The 21004-nt window shown below is 54.3% G+C and carries 19 protein-coding genes; 10 read left to right on the top strand and 9 right to left on the bottom strand.

Annotation, left to right across the window (positions count from 1 at the left end):
• The first annotated feature begins 57 nt into the window (after window positions 1–57).
• The gene (rnr, locus tag ACJJI6_RS15235) at window positions 58–2796 is read left to right on the top strand and encodes a ribonuclease R (protein ID WP_475711076.1); all 2739 of its coding nucleotides are present in this window, start codon (window positions 58–60) and stop codon (window positions 2794–2796) included.
• Window positions 2797–2808: 12 nt separating this feature from the next.
• Window positions 2809–3564 (top strand): 23S rRNA (guanosine(2251)-2'-O)-methyltransferase RlmB, encoded by a 756-nt coding sequence (gene rlmB, locus ACJJI6_RS15230; RefSeq protein ID WP_444936796.1) that lies wholly within the window; start codon window positions 2809–2811, stop codon window positions 3562–3564.
• 778 nt (window positions 3565–4342) lie between these two features.
• On the opposite strand, the gene ACJJI6_RS15225 is transcribed toward rlmB, so the two are convergent.
• The gene (locus tag ACJJI6_RS15225; RefSeq protein WP_444918840.1) at window positions 4343–5140 is read right to left on the bottom strand and encodes an isocitrate lyase/PEP mutase family protein; all 798 of its coding nucleotides are present in this window, start codon (window positions 5138–5140) and stop codon (window positions 4343–4345) included.
• A 223-nt stretch (window positions 5141–5363) separates the two neighbouring features.
• Complete coding sequence (locus ACJJI6_RS15220) at window positions 5364–6191, bottom strand: alpha/beta fold hydrolase (RefSeq protein WP_475711075.1); 828 nt, start codon at window positions 6189–6191, stop codon at window positions 5364–5366.
• 353 nt (window positions 6192–6544) lie between these two features.
• On the opposite strand from ACJJI6_RS15220, the gene rpsF reads away from it, so the two are divergent.
• The 6 genes from rpsF to ACJJI6_RS15190 all read left to right on the top strand — a co-directional run bounded on the left by rpsF (window position 6545) and on the right by ACJJI6_RS15190 (window position 11298).
• Complete coding sequence (gene rpsF / locus ACJJI6_RS15215) at window positions 6545–6988, top strand: 30S ribosomal protein S6 (RefSeq protein WP_282930240.1); 444 nt, start codon at window positions 6545–6547, stop codon at window positions 6986–6988.
• Window positions 6989–7000: 12 nt separating this feature from the next.
• Window positions 7001–7231, top strand: coding sequence for a 30S ribosomal protein S18 (rpsR, locus tag ACJJI6_RS15210; protein ID WP_108731487.1), 231 nt, complete (start codon window positions 7001–7003; stop codon window positions 7229–7231).
• 43 nt (window positions 7232–7274) lie between these two features.
• A complete protein-coding gene (locus ACJJI6_RS15205) occupies window positions 7275–8117 on the top strand; it encodes a YybS family protein (RefSeq protein WP_413664135.1) in 843 nt (280 codons plus the stop codon).
• Between the two features lie 36 nt (window positions 8118–8153).
• Window positions 8154–8600: a 50S ribosomal protein L9 gene (rplI, locus tag ACJJI6_RS15200; RefSeq protein WP_282930238.1), complete on the top strand. Its 447-nt coding sequence runs from the start codon at window positions 8154–8156 to the stop codon at window positions 8598–8600.
• Window positions 8601–8709: 109 nt separating this feature from the next.
• The gene (gene dnaB, locus ACJJI6_RS15195; protein WP_108731490.1) at window positions 8710–10152 is read left to right on the top strand and encodes a replicative DNA helicase; all 1443 of its coding nucleotides are present in this window, start codon (window positions 8710–8712) and stop codon (window positions 10150–10152) included.
• Window positions 10153–10206: 54 nt separating this feature from the next.
• A complete protein-coding gene (locus ACJJI6_RS15190) occupies window positions 10207–11298 on the top strand; it encodes a winged helix-turn-helix domain-containing protein (protein ID WP_475711073.1) in 1092 nt (363 codons plus the stop codon).
• Here ACJJI6_RS15190 and ACJJI6_RS15185 read toward each other — a convergent pair.
• The 6 genes from ACJJI6_RS15185 to ACJJI6_RS15160 form a co-directional block, all read right to left on the bottom strand.
• A complete protein-coding gene (locus tag ACJJI6_RS15185; RefSeq protein WP_444895406.1) occupies window positions 11288–11977 on the bottom strand; it encodes a DUF6515 family protein in 690 nt (229 codons plus the stop codon). The genes ACJJI6_RS15190 and ACJJI6_RS15185 overlap by 11 nt on opposite strands.
• A gap of 111 nt (window positions 11978–12088) precedes the next feature.
• On the bottom strand, window positions 12089–12961 hold the full coding sequence (gene speB / locus ACJJI6_RS15180; RefSeq protein WP_413664138.1) for an agmatinase: 873 nt from the start codon (window positions 12959–12961) through the stop codon (window positions 12089–12091).
• Window positions 12962–13024: 63 nt separating this feature from the next.
• Window positions 13025–14218, bottom strand: coding sequence for a carboxynorspermidine decarboxylase (gene nspC / locus ACJJI6_RS15175; protein ID WP_108731493.1), 1194 nt, complete (start codon window positions 14216–14218; stop codon window positions 13025–13027).
• A gap of 69 nt (window positions 14219–14287) precedes the next feature.
• A complete protein-coding gene (locus ACJJI6_RS15170; protein ID WP_475711072.1) occupies window positions 14288–15481 on the bottom strand; it encodes a saccharopine dehydrogenase family protein in 1194 nt (397 codons plus the stop codon).
• Between the two features lie 71 nt (window positions 15482–15552).
• Window positions 15553–17475, bottom strand: a complete 1923-nt coding sequence (gene speA / locus ACJJI6_RS15165; RefSeq protein WP_475711071.1) for a biosynthetic arginine decarboxylase — start codon at window positions 17473–17475, stop codon at window positions 15553–15555.
• A gap of 233 nt (window positions 17476–17708) precedes the next feature.
• Window positions 17709–18407: a DUF6515 family protein gene (locus ACJJI6_RS15160; protein WP_413664141.1), complete on the bottom strand. Its 699-nt coding sequence runs from the start codon at window positions 18405–18407 to the stop codon at window positions 17709–17711.
• Between the two features lie 293 nt (window positions 18408–18700).
• On the opposite strand from ACJJI6_RS15160, the gene panC reads away from it, so the two are divergent.
• A complete protein-coding gene (gene panC, locus ACJJI6_RS15155) occupies window positions 18701–19549 on the top strand; it encodes a pantoate--beta-alanine ligase (RefSeq protein WP_445359652.1) in 849 nt (282 codons plus the stop codon).
• A 13-nt stretch (window positions 19550–19562) separates the two neighbouring features.
• Window positions 19563–19949: an aspartate 1-decarboxylase gene (panD, locus tag ACJJI6_RS15150; protein ID WP_413664143.1), complete on the top strand. Its 387-nt coding sequence runs from the start codon at window positions 19563–19565 to the stop codon at window positions 19947–19949.
• Window positions 19950–19993: 44 nt separating this feature from the next.
• On the opposite strand, the gene ACJJI6_RS15145 is transcribed toward panD, so the two are convergent.
• Window positions 19994–20911, bottom strand: a complete 918-nt coding sequence (locus ACJJI6_RS15145) for a polysaccharide deacetylase family protein (RefSeq protein WP_445359333.1) — start codon at window positions 20909–20911, stop codon at window positions 19994–19996.
• Window positions 20912–21004: the final 93 nt, after the last annotated feature.

Genomic DNA, 21004 nt, shown 5'->3' with positions numbered 1-21004 from the left:
GCCGGATAATCTCCGGAGGTTGCCAACCCTGGCAACTGCCCAACAACGGATGCTGTTTTGACTCAAAAAAATACCTCAGACCCTTTCAATGCTGACCCTCATGCCCAGCGCGAGGCAGAGAAATACGAAAAGCCCGTGCCCAGTCGGGAGTACTTGCTGCAAATTCTGGAAAAACAAGCGGAGCCTGTACCCTGGGAAACGGTGGCTGATTTACTCGAATTGGCCGACGAGGATCGCCGCGAAGGAGTCAGGCGCCGTTTGATCGCCATGTCCCGGGATGGGCAGATTGCCAGCAACCGCGCCGGTGATTTTGGTGTACTGGATAAAATGAGCCTGATACGCGGCCGGGTTATGGGGCACCGGGATGGTTTTGGTTTTGTTATCCCCAGTGGTGGCGGCACCGATCTATTTTTATCCCATCGACAGATGCGTAAAGTTTTTGATGGTGACGAGGTATTAGTTCGGGAAACCCCCGGAGGTTTTCGCGGTAAACGCGAGGGCGCTGTTGTTCGGGTGATCAAGCACAATACCGAGCAGCTGGCTGGGCGCTTGTATCGGGAAAACGGTATTTGTTTTGTGCGCCCGGACAATCCTCGTATTAACCTGGATATTATGGTGGCCTCTGAGGATACCGCCGGAGCCGATCACGGCCAGTATGTCGTAGTAAAAATTGTTACCCAACCGGGCCGGGATAAAGTGCCGCAAGGTGAGGTTAGCGAAGTTCTCGGTGACCACCTTGCCCCGGGTATGGAGATTGACGTTGCGATTCGCAATTACGGAATTCCCCACACCTGGCCCAGTGCACTGACGGCCGAGGTCAATGAAATTGCCGATGAAGTGCTTGAGGACCACAAGAAATCCCGGGTGGATCTTCGCCAGTTACCATTGGTTACTATCGATGGTGAAGACGCGCGGGATTTTGATGATGCGGTCTACTGCGAACTTTTACCCGATGGCAATTGGAAATTGCTGGTAGCCATTGCCGATGTTTCCCACTATGTACGTCCGGGTAGTGCGTTGGATGAGGAAGCGCACGGCCGTGGAAACTCGGTTTATTTTCCGGATTTCGTTGTACCCATGCTGCCGGAGAAATTGTCCAACGGCCTTTGCTCCCTGAACCCCGATGTCGATCGGTTGTGTATGGTGTGCGAAATGCACATCAACCGAAGCGGTGAAATTCAGGATTATCGTTTCTTTGAGGCGGTTATGCGCAGCCACGCGCGCCTGACTTATACCCAGGTAGGGCAAATACTCGATGAGCGGGATAACCGCGACAGTGGTGCCCGCAAGCAATTTGCGACCCTCACCCCACACCTGGACAATCTCCACGACCTCTACCTGGCGTTGCGCCAAGCGCGGGAGCGCCGGGGTGCTATTGATTTTGAGACGACCGAGACCCGGATAATATTTGACGCCCAACGAAAAATTGAGCGGATTATTCCGGTGGTGCGCAACGATGCTCACAAGCTGATCGAAGAGTGTATGCTCGCGGCCAATGTCAGCGCGGCGAGTCTGATGGAGCTATCGGAACTGCCCGCACTCTACCGGGTACACGATGCGCCCAAAGAGGAAAAACTCAGTAATTTGCGCGAATACCTGGGTGAATTGGGATTGCGCCTTCCCGGTGGTGGTGAGCCCCAGCCCAAAGACTTCCAGGACCTGATGGAGCAGATCGAGGGCCGTGCAGATGCGCATATTATTCAGGTGATGCTGCTGCGCTCTATGAACCAGGCGGTTTACCAGCCGGAGAATCGAGGACACTTCGGTTTGGATTACCCGGCCTATGCCCATTTCACCTCCCCGATTCGCCGCTATCCGGATTTGCTCCTGCACCGGGCGCTGCGCTGGTTGATACGCAACGGCAGCGCCAACCAAGCTGCGGTGGCAAAAAAAGTTCACTCTGTGCCCGGTGCCAAACCGATTGCTCGAGAGCAGATTTTACCCTACGACATGCCGGCCATGTTGCAACTTGGGGAACAGTGTTCGCTGACCGAGCGGCGCGCCGACGATGCGACCCGGGATGTGCTCAGCTGGCTTAAGTGTGAATATCTGCAAGACCATGTGGGCGAGACCTATTCCGGTGTTATCAGTGCGGTAACCGGCTTTGGATTATTTGTGGAGTTGGATGAACTCTACGTGGAGGGCCTGATACATGTCACTGCCCTGCCCAAAGACTATTATCGCTTTGAGCAGGCGCACCAGCGTCTTATCGGGGAGCGCAGTGGCAAGCGTTATCATTTGGGTGACTCTGTCACCGTGCAGGTTGCACGGGTGGATCTCGAAGAGCGCAAGGTGGATTTCACCTTGAATGAACTGGTCCCACGCGCAAAGCGTGAGTCGAAGAAAAAGAAAGAGAGTACGCGGGTGAGTGCCCGCGCTATGGAAATGGCAGTAGAACATCAGTTGGAACGCGAGCGCCGGGGCCGCGATAAAAAAGAAAAACCCAGCAATACCAGTGCTAACCCCTGGGCCAAGCATACCGAGACCACAGCCAAGTCCTCGCCTTTCCGCAAGCGCAAGGTGGGTTCAGATGAGGCTGTGCCAGTAGAGGCCAGTGTTGAAGCCCCTGTAGCAAAACCGGAAAAAGAGCCGCTCAATAGGCGAGGTGAAGGCGGGCAAGGCGAAGATGCCCAGCCCAAACGCAAGATTAAAAAGCGTACCCCGACACGCAAGGGCGGAAAGCGGCCTGCAGTGGCTGCCCGTAAAGCCGCGCAAAAGGCTGAAAACGCCAAAACCCGTTCGGGTAAACTAAAAAAGAAGAAAAAGATTTCTTCTAGCAGTAAAAAGAAAAAGTGATCGAGGAATAAATTGAGTCAGGAAGTTATTTATGGCCTGCACGCAGTGCAGGCCCTCCTAAAAGGTTCTCCGCAGAATGTATCGGAGCTTCTGTTACTGCGTGGCCGCAAGGATCAGCGCCTGCAAAAAATAATCCAGCAGGCGGAAAAAAATGATATTGCCGTGCGCTTTATTGACCGGCGAGCGCTGGATGAAAAAGTTGAGGATGGCGCTAATCACCAGGGTGTTGTTGCTATCTGTTCTGGCAAAACAAAAGTTCACGATGAAAAATTCCTGTTCGACCTGCTAAAACAACTGGATCAGCGCGGCGAAGCGCCTTTCTTGTTGGTGCTGGATGGCGTGACTGACCCCCACAACCTGGGTGCCTGCCTGCGCTCGGCAGAGGCTGCCGGAGTACATGCGGTGATTGCGCCGAAAGATAAATCCGCCGGACTGACACCAACAGCCCGCAAAGTGGCCTGCGGCGCTGCCGAAGTATTGCCCTTTGTCACCGTGACTAACCTGGCTCGCGCGTTACAGCAGTTGCAGCAGGCGGGAGTGTGGATATATGGTGCAGCCGGTGAGGCGACACAGGATGTATACCAAAGTCAGTTAACCGGCCCTCTGGCGCTGGTTATGGGTGCCGAGGGCAGCGGCTTGCGTCGCCTGACTAGGGAACACTGCGATCATCTGATCAAAATTCCCATGGCGGGAGAGGTAAGCAGCTTAAATGTTTCTGTTGCCACGGGTGTCTGCTTATTTGAGGCCGTGCGTCAGCGCAACGGCTAATAGTTGGTCTATTCTGCGCGTGCCAGGGATGATCTTCACTGGCCGTGCAATCTGGTGGTTATAACAAATCTGGCCTCTATAAAGCTTTCCAAATAACCTCTGGATGGTGATGAAAGTATCTACCATGACTTTTATTGTTAATTGGATTCTGGAGTCGACTTTTTAAGTATCTTTTGATTGGGCACACTTAAATCATTTGAAGTGTTGATGTTTTAATGCGTTTGTTAGCCGCTTCTAATATACCAGTCTGGATTTTCTTTGGTGTCTTTGTGTTACAGCGAATCGGTTAGTTATTCGGAGCCCCTTAGGGCTTTCTTATTAATATTTGCTGAAATAAAAAGCAGCAATTTGACACTACTCTAAAAGTTAAAGTGTCACGGCACTTATATCATAGGTATAGAATGATACTAGGAAAATAATATATTTATGAGAATGAAAATTATTTGTTGGTGGCTGATAGTAGTACCATTTGTTGTCCTGGTAGATTTTGCTAAGTGGGCGGGTTGGCAATCGAAGTAAATAATGATAGCTGGCTCTTACCTAATAGATGTAATGGTTTCTTTAAACTCATCAGTTAGGTCGTATAAATATCTACAGATAATTTTCCCCCATTTAAGATTTAGAGAATTGCTCAATATTTAAAATTGCGGTGTTCCCATATTAGGTTGGTGAGCGGAGAATTATTTAGTTCTTTCGAAACTTTGATCCACGGGGTTACTGTAAGTCCTTACAAGCCGGGTATAGAAATACCCGGACATAAAACTTCTTTCCACATCCTTTAAGTAAATGCGGAGTTCATAGTGCCGTAGTCCAACGCCGTGCTAAACAAATTAGTGTCACTTTTAACCGCTGCCAGCTGTTTTAATGATTCGCTTAAATGGCCATAGACAGATTGGAATAAAGCTGGCCCGGTACTAAAGCGCTTTATGCCTGCGGCAAAAAACTCCGATATAGGAGCAATTCCCGGAAGCAGCATAATATTGATTGGCAGGTTGATACCCGTTGCCAAACTCCTTGCCTCCTCAATTGAAGAGAGCCCAGGCACAAAGCCGCAGTCAGCACCGGCACTCTTATAAAGCTCTAACCTCTCTATGCACATATTTACCGCTTTATCACCGCTTGCGAGTGCATTGAGATAAACATCGGTACGGGCATTAATAAAAAGCGGGCGGCCGTTTAGTGCTTGGCGAATAGCGCCGATCTTTTCGCCGAGAGATTCGGGGGTGTCGTTACCATCTTCAATATTGATACCCACTACGCCCAGCTCCATCATTTTACAAGCCAGCTCAGCTACCTGTTCGGGGTTTTGAGAATATCCATCTTCAATATCCACACTCAGAGGTAATGAGGTCACCCGGGCAATCCGCGCGATAGCGTTTAGGTGTTCCTCAACTGGCAGGGCACCGCCATCGGCATAACCCAGTGACCAGGCGACGGCGGCACTGCTGGTACCTACCGCTTGGGCGCCTGTGTTTTGGCAGATTAAAGCGCTGGCAGCATCCCAGGCATTTGGCAGGATCAGTGGGGCGTCAGTTTGGTGCAACTTGGTGAAGGTATTGAATGGGCTGTTGTTCATGGGGATAACCTACTTGAGCGATGTCGTTTGAGTGGTGAATTTACCGCTCAAGAGATTGATTCACTGGCCACAAACGGAACTGAACCGTGAAAACCGGAAAGACAAATAAGATTGTTGGCTGCGATGTGGGAGGGAGGTGGAGCGGGCAGTTTTTATTAATACATGGCTAAGAAAGCTGTGAATTGCTTTCTTGGCCATGCAGGAAAGACAGAAAAAAGGAAAATCAGTTGAGAGCGGGATCTTTATGTAGCCACTGCTGTACTGCCTCAACTACGGGGGCGGGATTCTTGATCCAGCTGAGGTGAGGGTTGCCCTTGGGATAAGTGGGTTTCATCTCCCGGGTTTCGCCGCCGACGATCGCCGCTAATTTACGGGCAGCCTGAATAGGGGCGAAGGGGTCGCCGTCCAGCGCAATATGCAGGGTGGGCTGGCTTGTCTTTTCCATTTGCCCAAAGCGATCCTCCGGTGCAAAGCGACCGCTAAATATGGATCGGGCCCAGTCTTTCATCAGCCTGCGCGCTTCGCGCCAGCCGAATCCCATGCGCGCACCGGGGAAATAACCCAGCAGGCTTGAGGTCACACTGGCAATTGAGGCGAAGAGCAGGATGGCGTACTTGTGCAGACCACTCCAGCTACGGTGGTCCACATGGCCGGAGGCGATGCTGACAACCTTGGCGTTACCAGTGAGGCCGGCGCGGGCTGCCAGGGTGCTGGTTTGGCCGCCGATACTGTGGCCGAGAATCAGCGCTGGCCCCTGGGGGAATTGCTGTTCCAGCAGTTGGATTAACTTTGGAATAAACGAAAATACCAGATCGTTGTAGCCGTAGTCGGCATTTCGGTGGGGGCGCGGCAGGCTCTCCCCGGTGCCGGGCAATTCGCTGATGGCGGTGTTGTAACCGAGCTTTTGCAGCTCTTCCAGAAGCAGGCGGTAGCGGTTGGCCGGTACGCCCATCGCGGGAAGCACCAATACCAGGGGGCCTTCGCCGTTGTGTACTGTGGTTACTGGTACCTGGAAGGCGCCAAATTCTAATTGGTGGGTTTGTTGGGGCATGGTACTTCTCCCTTTAACAGTCCGGCATCATAGGCGAAGCCAGCCTGCCAAACCCATGACCAGACCGAGCAGTGCTGTGTCCCAATCCGCCAAATCCCAGAAACAAGGCGAGTGGCAGAGTAGTCATTTTGATCAACCTCTAACTTGGAATGCGAATGCACTTGCTTGAGGTAATTGATCAACTTGCAACCGGGCAGGCGAAGGCGTTGGGCTTGATGCAATTGATCAACTTGCAACCAACCCCACAACTGCCTAGAATACGCCGCCCGCAATGGGCCCGGTTTATCCGTGCCCGTTGTACTCCTTGCCTCATCGGACTGTCCGAGAGGCTGATTAACCCGTAAGGAGCTAAAATGCGTCATTACGAAATTGTATTCCTGGTTCACCCGGACCAGAGCGAGCAGGTACCTGGCATGGTGGAGCGCTACACTGCGTCCATCAAGGAGAGCGGTGGACAGGTTCACCGTCTGGAAGACTGGGGCCGTCGCCGTCTGGCTTACCCGATCAACAAGATCCACAAGGCTCACTACATTCTGATGAACGTAGAATGTTCTGAAGAAGCCCTTGAGGAACTGACTACCAACTTCCGTTACAACGATGCGGTTATCCGTAATCTGGTAATTCGTGAAGACGAGGCGATCACTGAAGAGAGCCCGATCATGAAAGCGGAAAAAGAAAGCCGTGAGCGCAAAGCTGCCCGTGCAGAGCGCACCGAGCGTCGCGAGCGCGCCGGAGAAGAGAAAGCTTCTTCCGACGCTGCAGAAGCTTCTTCCGATAACGCTGAAAGCGAAGAGTAAGGGGATTATCAGATGGCACGTTTTTTCCGTCGTCGCAAGTTCTGCCGTTTCACCGCTGAAGGTGTTAAGCGTATCGACTACAAAGATCTCGATACCCTGAAAGCCTACATCTCCGAGACTGGCAAAATTGTTCCTAGCCGTATTACCGGTACCAAAGCCAAGTATCAGCGTCAGCTGGCCTCTGCGGTCAAGCGCGCTCGCTACCTGGCCCTGCTGCCGTACACGGACAGCCACGAAGCCTAAGCCGCAGTTTGCTTAGACTCATTAATAGAGAAGCTATCTAGATATGCGCGCCGTAGCTGAATTTATTATGCGCGGACGCGTCAGGGCGGTAATCCTCACCATGTTGGGGATTCCGCTGATAAGCCCGGCAATTCTCGCTCTGGTGAGTTTGCGCCGAGGCAGCAGTGACGGCCTGATGGTTTTGGCCTGGGCTCTGTTGCCGATTGTCGTTATGGGTATGAGTGGTCATGTACCACCACTGGTGACTGGTATATCCGCAGGCCATTTTGTTGCAGTTTTTTGCGGCGCCATGGCATTGCGCAGCAGTCGCTCCTGGGCCGCTGGCCTGGTGGCTGTAACGGCGGCATCAGCAGCAGGCATATTGCTGACCTCTCTCTTCAGTGGAGGACTGATGCAAGGGTTCTTGCAGGCAGTCGAGAATGCAGCGGAACAGCCCAATACTGTTCCAATGGATGAACTGAAGCAGATATTTTCGGGTGAATTGCAAATTACCGGTTACCTGGGCCTGATATCGGCGATGAGCGCCACATTGGCTCTGGTACTGGGGCGTTATTGGCAAGCCCTGCTGTACAACCCCGGCGGTTTCCGCCAGGAGTTCCACCAGCTGCGCCTGCCCCTGTGGCTGTCAGCGACAAGTATGTTGTTGTGGGTAGTCAGCTTGGTAACCCCAGGCTACGCATTTTGGGGAGCGGTGATTGCGTTCCCGATGGTGGTAGCTGGTATTGCCCTGGTCCACTGGCTGGTTGCCAGTCGCGGTTGGGGGGTAGGTCCCCTGGTGGCGATGTACATCATGCTGGTGATTGGAGGGCTGCCCCTGGCAGGCTTCCTCTGCGGCTTGGCCCTGGTAGATAGCTGGATAGATATTCGCGGACGCTCTTCCAAATAAGCGCGCCCGCACAATACAGAAATTGAGGAAACCGAGATGGAAGTTATTCTGCTCGATAAAGTAGGCAAACTGGGCAACGTGGGTGACCGCGTTGATGTTAAAGCCGGTTTTGGCCGCAATTTCCTGCTGCCGACTGGTAAGGCAATTGCTGCTACCGCCGCTAACATTGCTGAGTTCGAAGCTAAGCGCGCTGAACTGGAAGCCGCTGCTGCCGCTAAGCTGGCTGAAGCTGAGAGCCGCGCTACCAAGCTGGCCGACCTGGTTGTTACCATCGCTGCTAACGCTGGCGACGAAGGCAAGCTGTTCGGTTCTATCGGCACTCGCGACATCGCTGAAGCGATCTCCGCTGGTGGCGTTGAAGTAGCTAAAGCTGAAGTTAAGCTGCCGGAAGGCGCGCTGCGCGAAGTGGGCGAGTACGACGTAGACGTACAGCTGCACTCCGACGTAATTGCTGCAGTTAAAGTCGTTATCGAAGCCGAGTAAGGTTTTGCTGACGAACGGTTGGTGCTTCGGGCGCCAGCCGGGCTACAATCGGGCGCTGCACCCTATCGGGTCCAGCGCCTGTTTTGTTTTTACTATCCAGTAAAGTTCCATGATCGACGAATACGCCGCCCCTGAAGAAGAGATCCACAGCGAAGAGAGTTCACCCCTGCCGCATTCGGTAGAGGCGGAGCAGTCTGTGCTCGGCGGCCTGATGCTGGACCCGGGCCGTATTGACGCCGTTGCCGAACAGCTGAGTGAAGAGGATTTCTTCAGCGCCAGTCACCGCAAGATCTTTGCGGTTATGGGCGAGCTGAGTAATGGCGAACAGCCCCTGGATATCGTTACCCTCGCCGAAGGCCTCGCCAGCCGCGACCTGCTCGGTGAAGTGGGTGGCCCCGCCTACCTGGCGGAATTGGCCGAAAACACTCCCTCCGCAGCGAATATCGTCGCCTACGCCAAGATCGTGCGTGAGCGCTCCATGCTGCGCCAGCTGATCGCCGCTGCCGGTGAGATCAGCCGCACCAGTTTTAATCCCGGTGGCCTTGCCTCCGCCGACCTGTTACAAATGGCTGAGCGCCGCGTGGCGGAAATCGCCGAGGGGCGCGCCAAAGAGGGCGGCTTTGTCGGCGTGGATACCCTGCTGAAAAAGACTGTCGAGCGCATCGATGAGCTGTTTAAGACCGAGGGTGATATCACCGGTATCAGTACCGGTCTTACCGAGCTGGACCAGCGCACCTCCGGCTGGCAGCCGGGCGAACTGGTTATTCTCGCCGCGCGTCCCTCCATGGGTAAGACCGCACTGGCATTGAATTTTATCGAGAGCGCCATGCTCTGCCAGGAGAGCCCGACTCTGGTCTTCAGTATGGAGATGCCCTCGGACAGCCTGGTGATGCGGATGTTGTCCTCTATTGGTCGTATCGACCAGGGGCGCATCAGGAACGGCAAGCTGCAGGAAGAGGATTGGCCCAAGCTGTCCAGCGCCGTGCAGAAGATGAAGGGCAAGGCCCTGTATATCGATGATACGCCGGCACTGAGTCCCAGCGAGGTGCGCGCACGTACCAAGCGCACTGTGCGCGATCACATCAACAAATTGATGCGCGAGAACCCCAAGTTAAGCCGCGAAGACGCCGAGGCCAAGAGTATGCCCGCCATGATTATGGTGGACTACCTGCAGCTGATGCAGGTGAAGGGGTCTACTGAGGGCCGCACCCAGGAGATCTCCGAGATCTCCCGCTCTCTCAAGGCGCTGGCGAAAGAATACGAGTGCCCGGTGATTGCCCTGTCGCAGCTTAACCGGGGAGTAGAGCAGCGCCCCAACAAACGGCCGATGAACTCGGACCTGCGGGAATCCGGGGCGATCGAGCAGGACGCTGACGTGATCCTGTTTATCTACCGCGATGAATACTACAACGAGGACAGCCCGGATAAAGGGATGGCCGAGTTGATTATCGGCAAGCAGCGTAACGGTGAGATCGGCACCTGCCGCGCAGCCTTTGTGGGCAAATACACTCGCTTCGACAATCTGGCGCCAGAATACTACCAGGGCGAATAAGCCTTTCTGCTAGGTTCGCGGCTGTCGAATATCCGAGCCTAGGGGAGCCACTTCTTGTTATCCGAGCAAAAGATCCGCGCACTGGTGCTGCAACGCCAATTTATCCACAGCTCTTGGACTGAAGGATTGTCGGGGTTGTTGCAACATCTTGGCGCCCTACAGTTGGATGCTATCCAGCGAATTACCCGGGCCCACCACCACCAGCTCTACAATTGCCTGCCCCGTTACCGCGAGTCACACCTGGCTGAAGCTGAAGAGCACCGCGAAATTTTCGAGTACTGGTCCCACGCCGCTGCCTACCTGCCAATGGCCCACTACCCCTATGCGCGGGTGCGTATGGATCGTATCCGCGCCGGTCAGCGCCACTGGTTTGAAAAGAATGCCAAGCTGTGTCGCTATGTTCTCGATCGTGTGCGAGAGGAGGGCGCCCTGCGGGCCAGCGATTTTGTGCGCACCAAGAGTGGATGGTGGGAGTGGTCCGATGAAAAGAAAGCCCTGGAGCAGTTGTTTCATGAAGGTGAGCTGATGGTCAGTCACCGGGAGGGCTTTCAAAAAGTCTTCGATCTCCCGGAGCGGATACTGCCAGCAAAAATCTCGACCAATGCCGCCTCGGAAATTGAGTACGGTAGCCATCTGGTGCGCACTTTTCTGGGGTGCCAGGGGATTGGCCGAGCGGAGGAAATTGCTTACCTGCGCAGGGACGACAAACCCCTTATCCAGCTGGCAATTAAGCGCATGTTGGCAACCGGTGAACTCACTCAGTGGGGGAAAGAGCTGATGCTCACCGAGCATCTGGATTGGGAGCCAGTACGACCATCGCGCAAAGTGCGCCTGTTATCCCCGTTTGACCCAGTGATATTGCAGCGCAAACGCCTGCGCCGGCTATTTGATTTTGAATATCAATTGGAATGCTATGTACCGGCGACCAAGCGCCGCTATGGCTATTTTTGCCTGCCGATTTTATACGGCGATCAATTCGTGGGGCAGGTGGACTTGAAGGCAGACCGGGATGCGGGTGTATTGCGGGTAGAGGCCTTGCACTGGGACAAGAAACCCGGCGTCTCGCTGGAGGCGAGTTACCACCGGGCTCTGGGGCAGTTTGCCCGCTTTCACGGGCTGGAAAGCGAAGCCGCGCTTACAGCTTGACGACTACGTAGACCTCCTGGCCATCGCGCTGGGTAGGCATAAAGTAATTGCCGCCATAGCGGTAGTACTGGATGCCATTGATAATTTCAGCGGCGTAGCCATTGGGTAGGGTTTCCACCACTTGTCCGGGCTGGAAACCCTCAGGGCCCGGGTTCGGGGTTGCAGGCACAGTAGCGGGAGCTGCTGCCGTTGCAACAGGAACGGCGACAGCCGGCGCAGGCGCTGGAACAACGGCTACGGGTGCTGGAGCTACAGCCACTGCAGGTGGTGCTACTACGACATAAGTTCGAGTAGCGGGGTGCCACTGATAGTAGGCATCGGCGTACTGGTAATAAGTAATTCCGCCTACATGGACTCTGACAGCACTAGTTGGCAGGGTGACTACCGAGGCGCCCAGAGGGGCAGCGACAACGACGTAACCACGGGGACCGTGGCGGTAGAAGTGCCCGCCATGGTAGTAAAAAGGACGTCCGCCAACTGCGACACGCACATGGCCAACGGGTAGTACGGGCGCAACAAATCCGATCGAAACACGTGGTCCGCGATAAACACCGCCACGGTGGTGGTGGCGATGATCTCCCCCGCGCTCATAACCGCGCGCATCGGCCGGTGGGCTAAAGGCAAAAGCGGCCAGCGCCAGGAACGCACTGGCGCCAATTACGACATTCAGTTTATTCACAGTCTCTCCAGCGAAGTGATTACTCACATTTGACATACTAACCCTTATCCTGACATTAAAGACAGGTTAATTGGTTAAGAATTGTCAAAGTGCCGGAGGCTGGATCAGTGGTCAGCGGTTGCGCTGAATGATTCCCATCAGCTTATACATCAGCTGTGCGGCGGCAAAATCATAGGCGTGAAAGCCCTCGATCGGTGCAAATTCCAGCAGATCGAAGCCGATAATCTCTCTTTGTCGCGCAACGGATTCGAATAAGTTGAGGGTCTGGTACCAGCCGAGACCACCGGGTACCGGGGTGCCGGTGGAAGGGAAGACCGATGGGTCCATACCGTCCACATCCAGTGTAAAGAAGACTTTCTTGGGGAAATTCTCCGGTAACTGGAATTCCTGCACATTGTTGGGCACCAGTTGGTGGGCATCCAGATAGCCCACGTTGTGGTCCTTGCGGGCCTGCACTTCCTCTTCGCAATAGGCGCGGATACCCAGCTGGAACAAGGGGACACCGGCTTCTACCACTAGACGCATCACGCTGGCGTGGCTGTGTTTGTGGCCCTCATAGCGATCGCGAAGGTCGGCGTGGGCATCGATCTGCACCACGCCAAAATCGGTTTCGCCGGCGTCCAGTAGCCCTTTGATAATACCCCAGGTCACCGAATGCTCACCGCCGATACCCACCGGCATCTTGCCAAGCGCCAACACTTCTTTGGTGGCGGCGGCGATATTCTCCATCACCTGTTCTGCAGGGCCGGAAACCGAGACCGGCGAGCGGGTGTAGATGCCCAGGTCACAGGGGTTGGAGAAGTTGTCAAAAGTTTCCAGTTGCCAGGATGCCTCCAGGATGGAGGCCGGGCCCTTGCCGGTGCCGCCACCGTAGGAGACGGTTTCCTCATAGGGGATGGGGATAATGTGAAAGAGGGCGTCTTCCGGCTTCGGCTGCTCGATTTCGGAGCCGAGAAAAATGGGGTATTCGTTTTCTGACAACATCTACTGGTCCTCTGGCGGAGGCAATAACTCATTGCCTGCCGCATCTATCTCTATCGGCACTGTTTAGGAGAGGCGTTCCTTAAAATCTTCGTAGCCGAAAGTTTTGATCATCTTCAGGTCGTCGGTATCCGAATTCCACAGGGCGATAGCCGGTAGGGGGATACCGTTAAAAGTATTGGTTTTCACCATGGTGTAGTAGGCCATTTCCTCGAACACCAGTCGCTCGCCAATCCGCAGTGGTTGACTGAAGCTGTATTCGCCGATGCTGTCGCCGGCCAGGCAACTCTGTCCGCCAAGGCGATAGGTGTGGGGTAAGTCACCGGGGCGAGCGGCACCGGTAATTTCCGGTCGGTAGGGCATTTCCAGCACATCAGGCATATGGCAGGTGGCAGAGGCGTCGAGGATGGCTTGGTTTTCACCATTCCAGGCGATATCCACTACCTCAGCCACAAGGACTCCTGCGAACAGGGAGATGGCCTCACCGGGTTCCAGGTAGACCTGTACATTGTGCTTGTCGGAAAAGCTGCGCACCGCTTCGACCAGCTCATCCACCTGGTAATCCCGGCGAGTAATATGGTGGCCGCCGCCGAAATTAATCCACTCCATTTGTGGTATCAGATCGCCAAACTTCTCCTCCACGGCAGCGATTGTGCGCTGCAGAGGTTTGAAATCCTGTTCACATAACGTGTGGAAGTGCAGGCCGCTGATGCCCTCGAGGGACTCTCCTTCAAACAGCGAGCGCACGATGCCCAGGCGCGAACAAGGGGCGCAGGGGTCGTAGAGATCGGTGTGGCCCTCGGAATGCTCAGGGTTGATACGCAGGCCAAAACGCAGCTCTGGCCGCTGCTGTTGCATATCCAGGCACAACTCCCGAAAACGCTTCCACTGGGAGAAGGAATTGAAAATTACATGGTGGGCAAATTGCAGTATTTCCCGCAGTTCCTCATCCTTGTAAGCGGCACTGAAGACATGAACTTCCTTGCCTTTGTCGCGACCGCCGTACTCTTCGAACCCCAGTTTGGCTTCGTGCAGGCCACTGGCACAGGTCCCGGATAGATATTCAGCCACGATGGGACCGGTGCTGAACATGGAAAAGGCCTTGAGCGCTGCCAGTACCTTGGCACCGCTGCGTTCCTGTACATCGGCGAGCAATGCCAAATTATTGCGCAGGGCAATTTCATCGATCACAAAACAGGGAGAGGGAACGCGGTAGGGATCGAAGCTGCCGAAATAGTCAACGGGGGGAGTGAGGTCCATGGTGCGTTATATCCTGGTGCGGCGGGGCGGGCACTGGAGTCCGCCCCGCTAGGTCGGGAAAGAAGCGATTTACTGGAAGGGCTTATCCAGCCAGGTTTCCTGCCAGGGCAGGCCGTACTTGTTCAGGTCATCCATAAAGGGATCCGGATCCATCTGCTCCATATTCCACACGCCGGGCTTCATCCACTTGCCTTCCAGCATCATCTTGGCACCGATCATGGCCGGTACGCCGGTGGTGTAGGAGATCGCCTGGGACTGAACTTCCTGGTAGCAGTCCTGGTGGTCGCAGGTGTTGTAGACGTAGTAGATTTTCTCTTCGCCGTCTTTGGTGCCCCGAATAATGTTGCCGATGCAGGTCTTGCCTTTGGTCAGCGGGCCGAGGCTGGCGGGATCTGGCAGCAGCTCTTTAAGGAACTGGATAGGTACAATTTCCTGGCCCTGGAATTCCACCGGCTCAATGCCAGTCATTCCGACGTTCTGCAGAACTTCCAGGTGCTTCAGGTAGCTCTCGCCAAAGGTCATCCAGAAGCGCGCGCGCTCGATTTCCGGGAAGTGCTTGGACAGGGACTCCAGCTCTTCGTGGTACAGCAGGTAAATATCCTTGTCACCAATGCCTTCGGGGAAGTTGAATATGCGTTTCTCTTCCATCGGCTTGGTGGTAACCCACTGGCCATTTTCCCAGTAGCGACCGTTGGCGGTGATCTCGCGGATATTAATTTCCGGGTTGAAGTTGGTGGCGAACGGCAGGCCGTGGTCGCCGGCATTACAGTCGAGAATATCCAGGGTGTGGATACGATCGAAGTGGTGCTTCTTGGCGTAGGCGGTAAATACGCTGGTGACACCGGGATCGAAGCCGCTGCCCAGCAGTGCCATCAGGCCGGCCTTCTCGAACTTCTCCTGGTAGGCCCACTGCCACTTGTACTCGAACTTGGCCTCTTCCGGCGGCTCGTAATTGGCGGTATCCAAGTAGTGCACGCCGGTTTCTAGGCAGGCATCCATAATGTGCAGATCCTGGTAGGGCAGGGCCACGTTGATGACCAAGTCCGGCTTCACTTTTTCGATCAGCTTTACCAGTTCAGGCACATTGTCCGCATCTACTTCAGCGGTGTCGATTTTGCGCGGCAGCATAGCGGCAATCTTGTCGCACTTGCTTTTGGTGCGGCTTGCCAGGGTGATATTTTCAAATACCTCAGCAACCTGTGCGCACTTGTGCGCAACCACCTGGCCGACACCGCCGGCGCCGATGATCAGTACGTTGGCCATAAAGATCTCCTTAATCTGCGGCTTTTATTGCCGCTATCTTTTCAAAGGCGCTGGCGCCTTATTATTCAAACTTACTTTTCGAAATAGGTGTAACCGCTCATGCTGGCGGTATAAGTCTGCAGAATCTGCTTGCGCTGGGCAGCGGTAATCAGCCCCTGTTTAACGGCGCGTTCCGCCAGGCGGCGGAAGCGCTCGAACAGCGCCTTGGGTTGATATTCTACGTAACTCAGTACATCGGAAATACTGTCGCCGTGAATCTCGTGGCTGAAGTCGATGCTGCCGTCTTCCTGAATGCGTACGCTCACGACATTGGTGTCCCCAAACAGGTTGTGCAGGTCGCCCAGGGTTTCCTGGTAGGCGCCGATCAGGAAGGTGCCGAGGATATAGTCCTCGCCATCTTTTAGTTCGTGCAAGGGCAGGGTTTTCTGCTCTTTTTCCCGGCCGATAAAGCGGTCGATCTTGCCGTCACAGTCACAGGTGATGTCGGCGATGATGGCGGAGCGCGTCGGCGCTTCGTCGAGGCGGTGGATCGGCAACAATGGAAATACCTGGTCGATAGCCCAGATATCCGGCACCGATTGGAATACGCTCACATTGGCGTAGTAGATATCCGACAGTACCTCCGGCAGAGCTTGCAGATCTGCGGGAATCTCTTCGGCCTCATCGAGTAATTTGCGAATATCCTGGGCGCCCTGCAGGAACAGGTTTTCCGCATTGGCGCGCTCGCGCAGGCTCACCTGGCCGTGCAGGTATAGGGAGCGCACCTCGTCGCGATAGTAGAGGGCGTCGTTGTAGCTCTCCTGCAGGTTTTTGGGGGTGATACTGCGCACTGCGTCCTGCAGGTTGAGCAGCATCTGGTGGTCGCCTTCGCTGATCTTGGTGTGCTCCAGCTCCACCGGCTCGAAACGGGTAGTGTCGAGAATATCGAATAGCAGTACAGAGGAGTAGGCTACAGTGGCGCGGCCGGATTCGGTGATAATCACCGGATGTTCGACTCCCTCGCTATCGAGGGTGCCCATAATGGCTTCCACTACATCGACACAGTACTCGTCCAGGGAGTAATTCTTTGAGTGGGTGTAATTGGTCTTGCTGCCATCGTAATCCACCGCCAGGCCACCGCCCAGATCCAGGTAGCCCATGGGTGCGCCTTCTTCCACCAGATCGGCGTAGTAGCGGCAGGCTTCCAAAACTCCGGTGCGGATGTCGCGGATATTCGGTACCTGCGAGCCCAGGTGATAGTGCAACAACTTGAGACAGTCGAGCATATCGTGGTTGCGCAGTTGATCGACCATGGCGATCAGGTCGTTACTGCCCAGGCCGAAAATACTGCGGTCGCCACTGGTCGCATTCCAGTAGCCGCCCACCTTGGAGGCGAGTTTTACCCGTGCGCCGATATTGGGGCGCACCTGCTCGCGCTCGGCGCAGCGGATAATGGTCTCCACTTCCGAGGGCGTTTCCACGACGAAGAAAACCTGTACGCCCAGGCGTTGGGCCTGCAGTCCGAGGTTAATAAATTCCTCGTCCTTATAGCCGTTGCAAACGATCAGGGATTCGGTGTTATCCAGAATGGACAGGGCAGCGATAAGTTCTGCTTTACTGCCCGCCTCCAGGCCGTGGTTAAAGCGGCGGCCGGCATTGGCAATTTCTTCAATCACCTGACACTGCTGGTTCACCTTAATGGGGAACACGCCGCGAAAAACATTGCCGTAGCCGCAATCGTCGATAGCGCGAGCAAAGGATTCGTTAATCCGGGCGATCTGCGCTTCGAGTAAGTTCTCAATACGCAATAGCAGGGGCATACCCAAGCCGCGCTCGGTGGCGCCTCGGGCAATGTCCATCAGCGAAACACTGTGTGTTACCCCTTTGGGGCCGTCGACTTGCAGTGAAATTTCACCATTTTCGTTCAAATCGAAATATCCGGCGCCCCAATTGCGGATGCCGTAGAGTTCGGCCGAATCTTCGCAAGTCCAGTCTTTTACTTGTTGCTTCTTCATGGCGCCTTTCTGTTGATATTTGGCGGGCGCGAATCTTGGGCCCAGCAGGGCCGGAAAGCAATAACTATAGATAAAAAAACGCTAATTTTTGCGCACTGAAAAGTAAATGGGGAGTGAGTGGGTGGCCAGCTCTTTTGCACTCTGCGACAGGGGGCTTAAGAAGGTGATTGATCTGCGCAAATTTGAGTAAAAAAAGGCAGCCCGAGGGCCGCAGGGAGGGGGGGATTGGGTAATCAGTAATAGGTCGGCTTGGGGACAACCCGGTAGCCGCGGTGGCTATGGTCCCACAGGTAGTAGGTGTCATAGGCCACGTAGTAATTGTGTCCACCGGCTACCACGGTCAGTGCTGATGCTGGCAGGCTGTGCACGATAGCGCCGTGGGGGGCCTGGGCTACTACGTAGCCGTGAGAAGCCGGGCGATAAAAAATTCCATCGCTATAGTAGAAGCCCGCTGTTCCGATACTGATACTGACGAAATTACGCGGCAGGTGGCGCCAGCGGTAGCCATAACCGTAGTGCGAGGGGCGGTAGTGGGGGCGGTGGCCGCGATAACCGTGGCGGTAAACCGGTCTGTGTGCCGCGCGGTATTCGTGGCGGTGGCCCTGCTTGTGGCCTTTTCTATGCCCTTTGTTATAGCCTTTGTTGTAGCCCTCTTTATAGGCGTGGCGAACTTCGCGGCGGTGCTGGCGCTCCTCTCTGCGTTCACGTCTGCGCTCTTCTTTCTTGCGCTCTTGTCTGCGGCGTTTCTTTTCCTGCTGGCGGTCGTGATGCTTGTCGTGCTGTTTCTTTAAGTGGCGCTGCTCGCGTTCGGCTCTTCCATATTTGTGGTGGTCGTCCATGGCGCGCTGGTGTCCGCGATGTGACTCGGACAGGGCAGGTGCTGCGATCAGCAGCAGGCTTAGGGTGGCGATGGCAGTAGTGAGGTGTTTCATAACATCTCTCCCGAGCGTGGGGCTCTTTTCTTTCAGATCAGGTCTTTTGTGTATCTTGGCGTGAAGTTTGCCCTGGCGGGTCTGAACACTTCCTGAACTGAATGGGGTAAAATTCGGCGGCAATCGACGGCGTCGATAGTGACTAGCAGTTCAGGTATGGGCAGAGATTGTCTGGCGGGGCCACAGGCTGGATTCTGCGGCGAAATCTTATTGAGAGCGGCAATTTTGCTATGTTGAGACACCTGGTCTCAGCGAGTATGATGCCGCGCTGATTCATAGTGAGCGGTAGCAAGATGCAAGTCTTCCACCACGTAACAAGTCTGCGCGAGGCGCTGGCCCAGGCCCGCAAAGACGGCAAGACCGTCGGCTTTGTGCCAACCATGGGCAATCTGCACGATGCCCATATAGAGCTGGTCAAAATCGCCCAGCAACACTGCGATCTGGTTGTGGTATCCATCTTCGTCAACCGACTGCAATTCGGTTTGAATGAGGATTGGGATAAGTATCCGCGCACTATGGAGCGGGATATGGCCAGCCTGCGGGAAGCGGACTGTGACTTCCTGTTCCACCCGGATGAGAGTGAGATTTACCCCAACGGCATGGATCAGCAGACCCGCGTGGTTTGTCCGGCGATGACCGATGTCCTGTGCGGCGCCAGCCGACCGGGTCACTTTGAAGGGGTCACCACTGTAGTTTCGAAGCTTTTCAACATTGTGCAGCCGGATAAGGCTATTTTCGGGATTAAGGATTTCCAGCAATTAGCAGTGATCCGCCGTATGGTGGAAGACCTGTGTATGCCGGTCGAAATTGTGGCGGCGCCGGTGCACCGTGAGGAAGATGGCTTGGCAATGAGCTCTCGCAATGGTTATATCACTGCGGAAGAGCGACCGAAGGTTGCTGTGCTCAATCAGTTACTTAACTGGGCCAAGGATGAAATTGTGGCTGGACGCCGGGATTTCGCCGACCTCGAAACAGAGGCGCGCAAGCGAATTGAAGAGAGTGGCTTTCGAGTTGACTACTTCTCCATCTGTTACAGCAAGGATTTACAGCCAGCGGCAGATGACGATAAAGAAATCACGATCCTGGGAGCTATGTACACTAGTGCAGCGCGCCTGATCGACAATGTTTCCCTGGAACTCTGAGGGGCATCCAACTATGCAAATTGAAATGTTGAAGTGCAAGTTGCACATGGCCGCAGTGACTCAGGCCGAACTCTGGTATGACGGTTCCTGTGCAATTGATGAGGACCTGGTAGAGCTGGCTGGCCTGCGCGAATTCGAGAAAATCGATATTTACAATGTGAGCAATGGTGAGCGCTTCCACACCTATGTGATCCTCGCCGAGCGCGGTTCCGGTATTATCTCCATGAACGGCGCCGCTGCACGTAGAGTACAGGTGGGTGACCGCATTATTATCGCTTCCTATGCGCAGATGACAGAGGGCGAAGCCGATAACCACAAGCCCAAGCTGGTCTACCTGGATGAGAACAACAAGGTAGAGCGCAGCACTAATACGATTCCGGTTCAGCTAGCCGAAGCCTGACTCTTCTCGCTACAGGGCGTTGTGCCCTGTAGCACTCCCGCCACTTATTGACCAGACATTAATAACACTTCCTGATTAAACCTCTTTTCCAGGTAGGACTCGTCCAGGGTGTAGTGCCAGAGGTTTTTCTTTTGTCCTTTAGCTAAAGCGATTTCGCCGATTCTGCCAGGGTTATATTTGATCGGTTGGGCGAGTTGGTATTTGGCGATGGGGTCCCGATAGGCCTCCTCTAAAGGAATTATCTCCCAGCCTTCCTTCCTCAGTCGTTCAGCCAGATCACCAATAAACAGGGCTGAAATATCCATTTCATGCAACAGTATGACGTGCTTTGGGGAGCGCCCGAGATATTTAATTGCCATATCGTCGTAGTACTTAATGCTCGCCATAAGAACGTCGACATAAAAGTTGGAGAGTCTTTCCATATCAACTGCTTTCCCATCTTTTACTGCCGTTTGGAAAAGTTCTTCGATATACCAGTCGTAGTTATTTAAGGTGATATAGGCGTTTTGATAGTTATTTTTCTGTAGTAGATTCCGGATACCATCGCGTTTTTCGACAGTTTCTCCCTCGCGCAGATAGGGAAAGCGAAAATAGGGTTTAAAGTTGTCAAATTGTTGAAGCAGCTGGTGGGCCTGCAAAAAATCCGCTTGATAAGTGGATAGCCCTGTTTCCAGAAAATTGGGATGGCTATGGGTGTGATTGCCAATAATATGCCTAGCCTTATCGTAGCGGTTCATCCGCTCCAACCCTTCCTTATCGAAGGATTGAGTATTGGAAAAGAAGGCTACTTTGCCAACTTTATATTCTTCTAAGTTTTCAATTAACGTTTTAGCCCGCGTTGGTCCATCAAAATAACCATCGGCTTTACGTGGGGCATCATCGAAAGTAATTGCCAGTTGTTTGGCGCTAGTGACTGGGATTGCCAACAAGTAAATTATCAATAATATGACTGAACGCTGCATGGTTTATTACTCTAATGAGTTTATTTACGAGCTGTTCGCCAGGCTAGGATTTAGTTGTCCTTCTATTCAGGTTTTCTGTCTTAATTTACTGGT

This window comes from Microbulbifer maximicatervae (SeqCode), assembly GCF_056232625.1.
The sequence above is the reverse complement of the archived record's forward strand: the minus strand, read 5'-3'. Positions and strand labels throughout refer to the sequence as shown.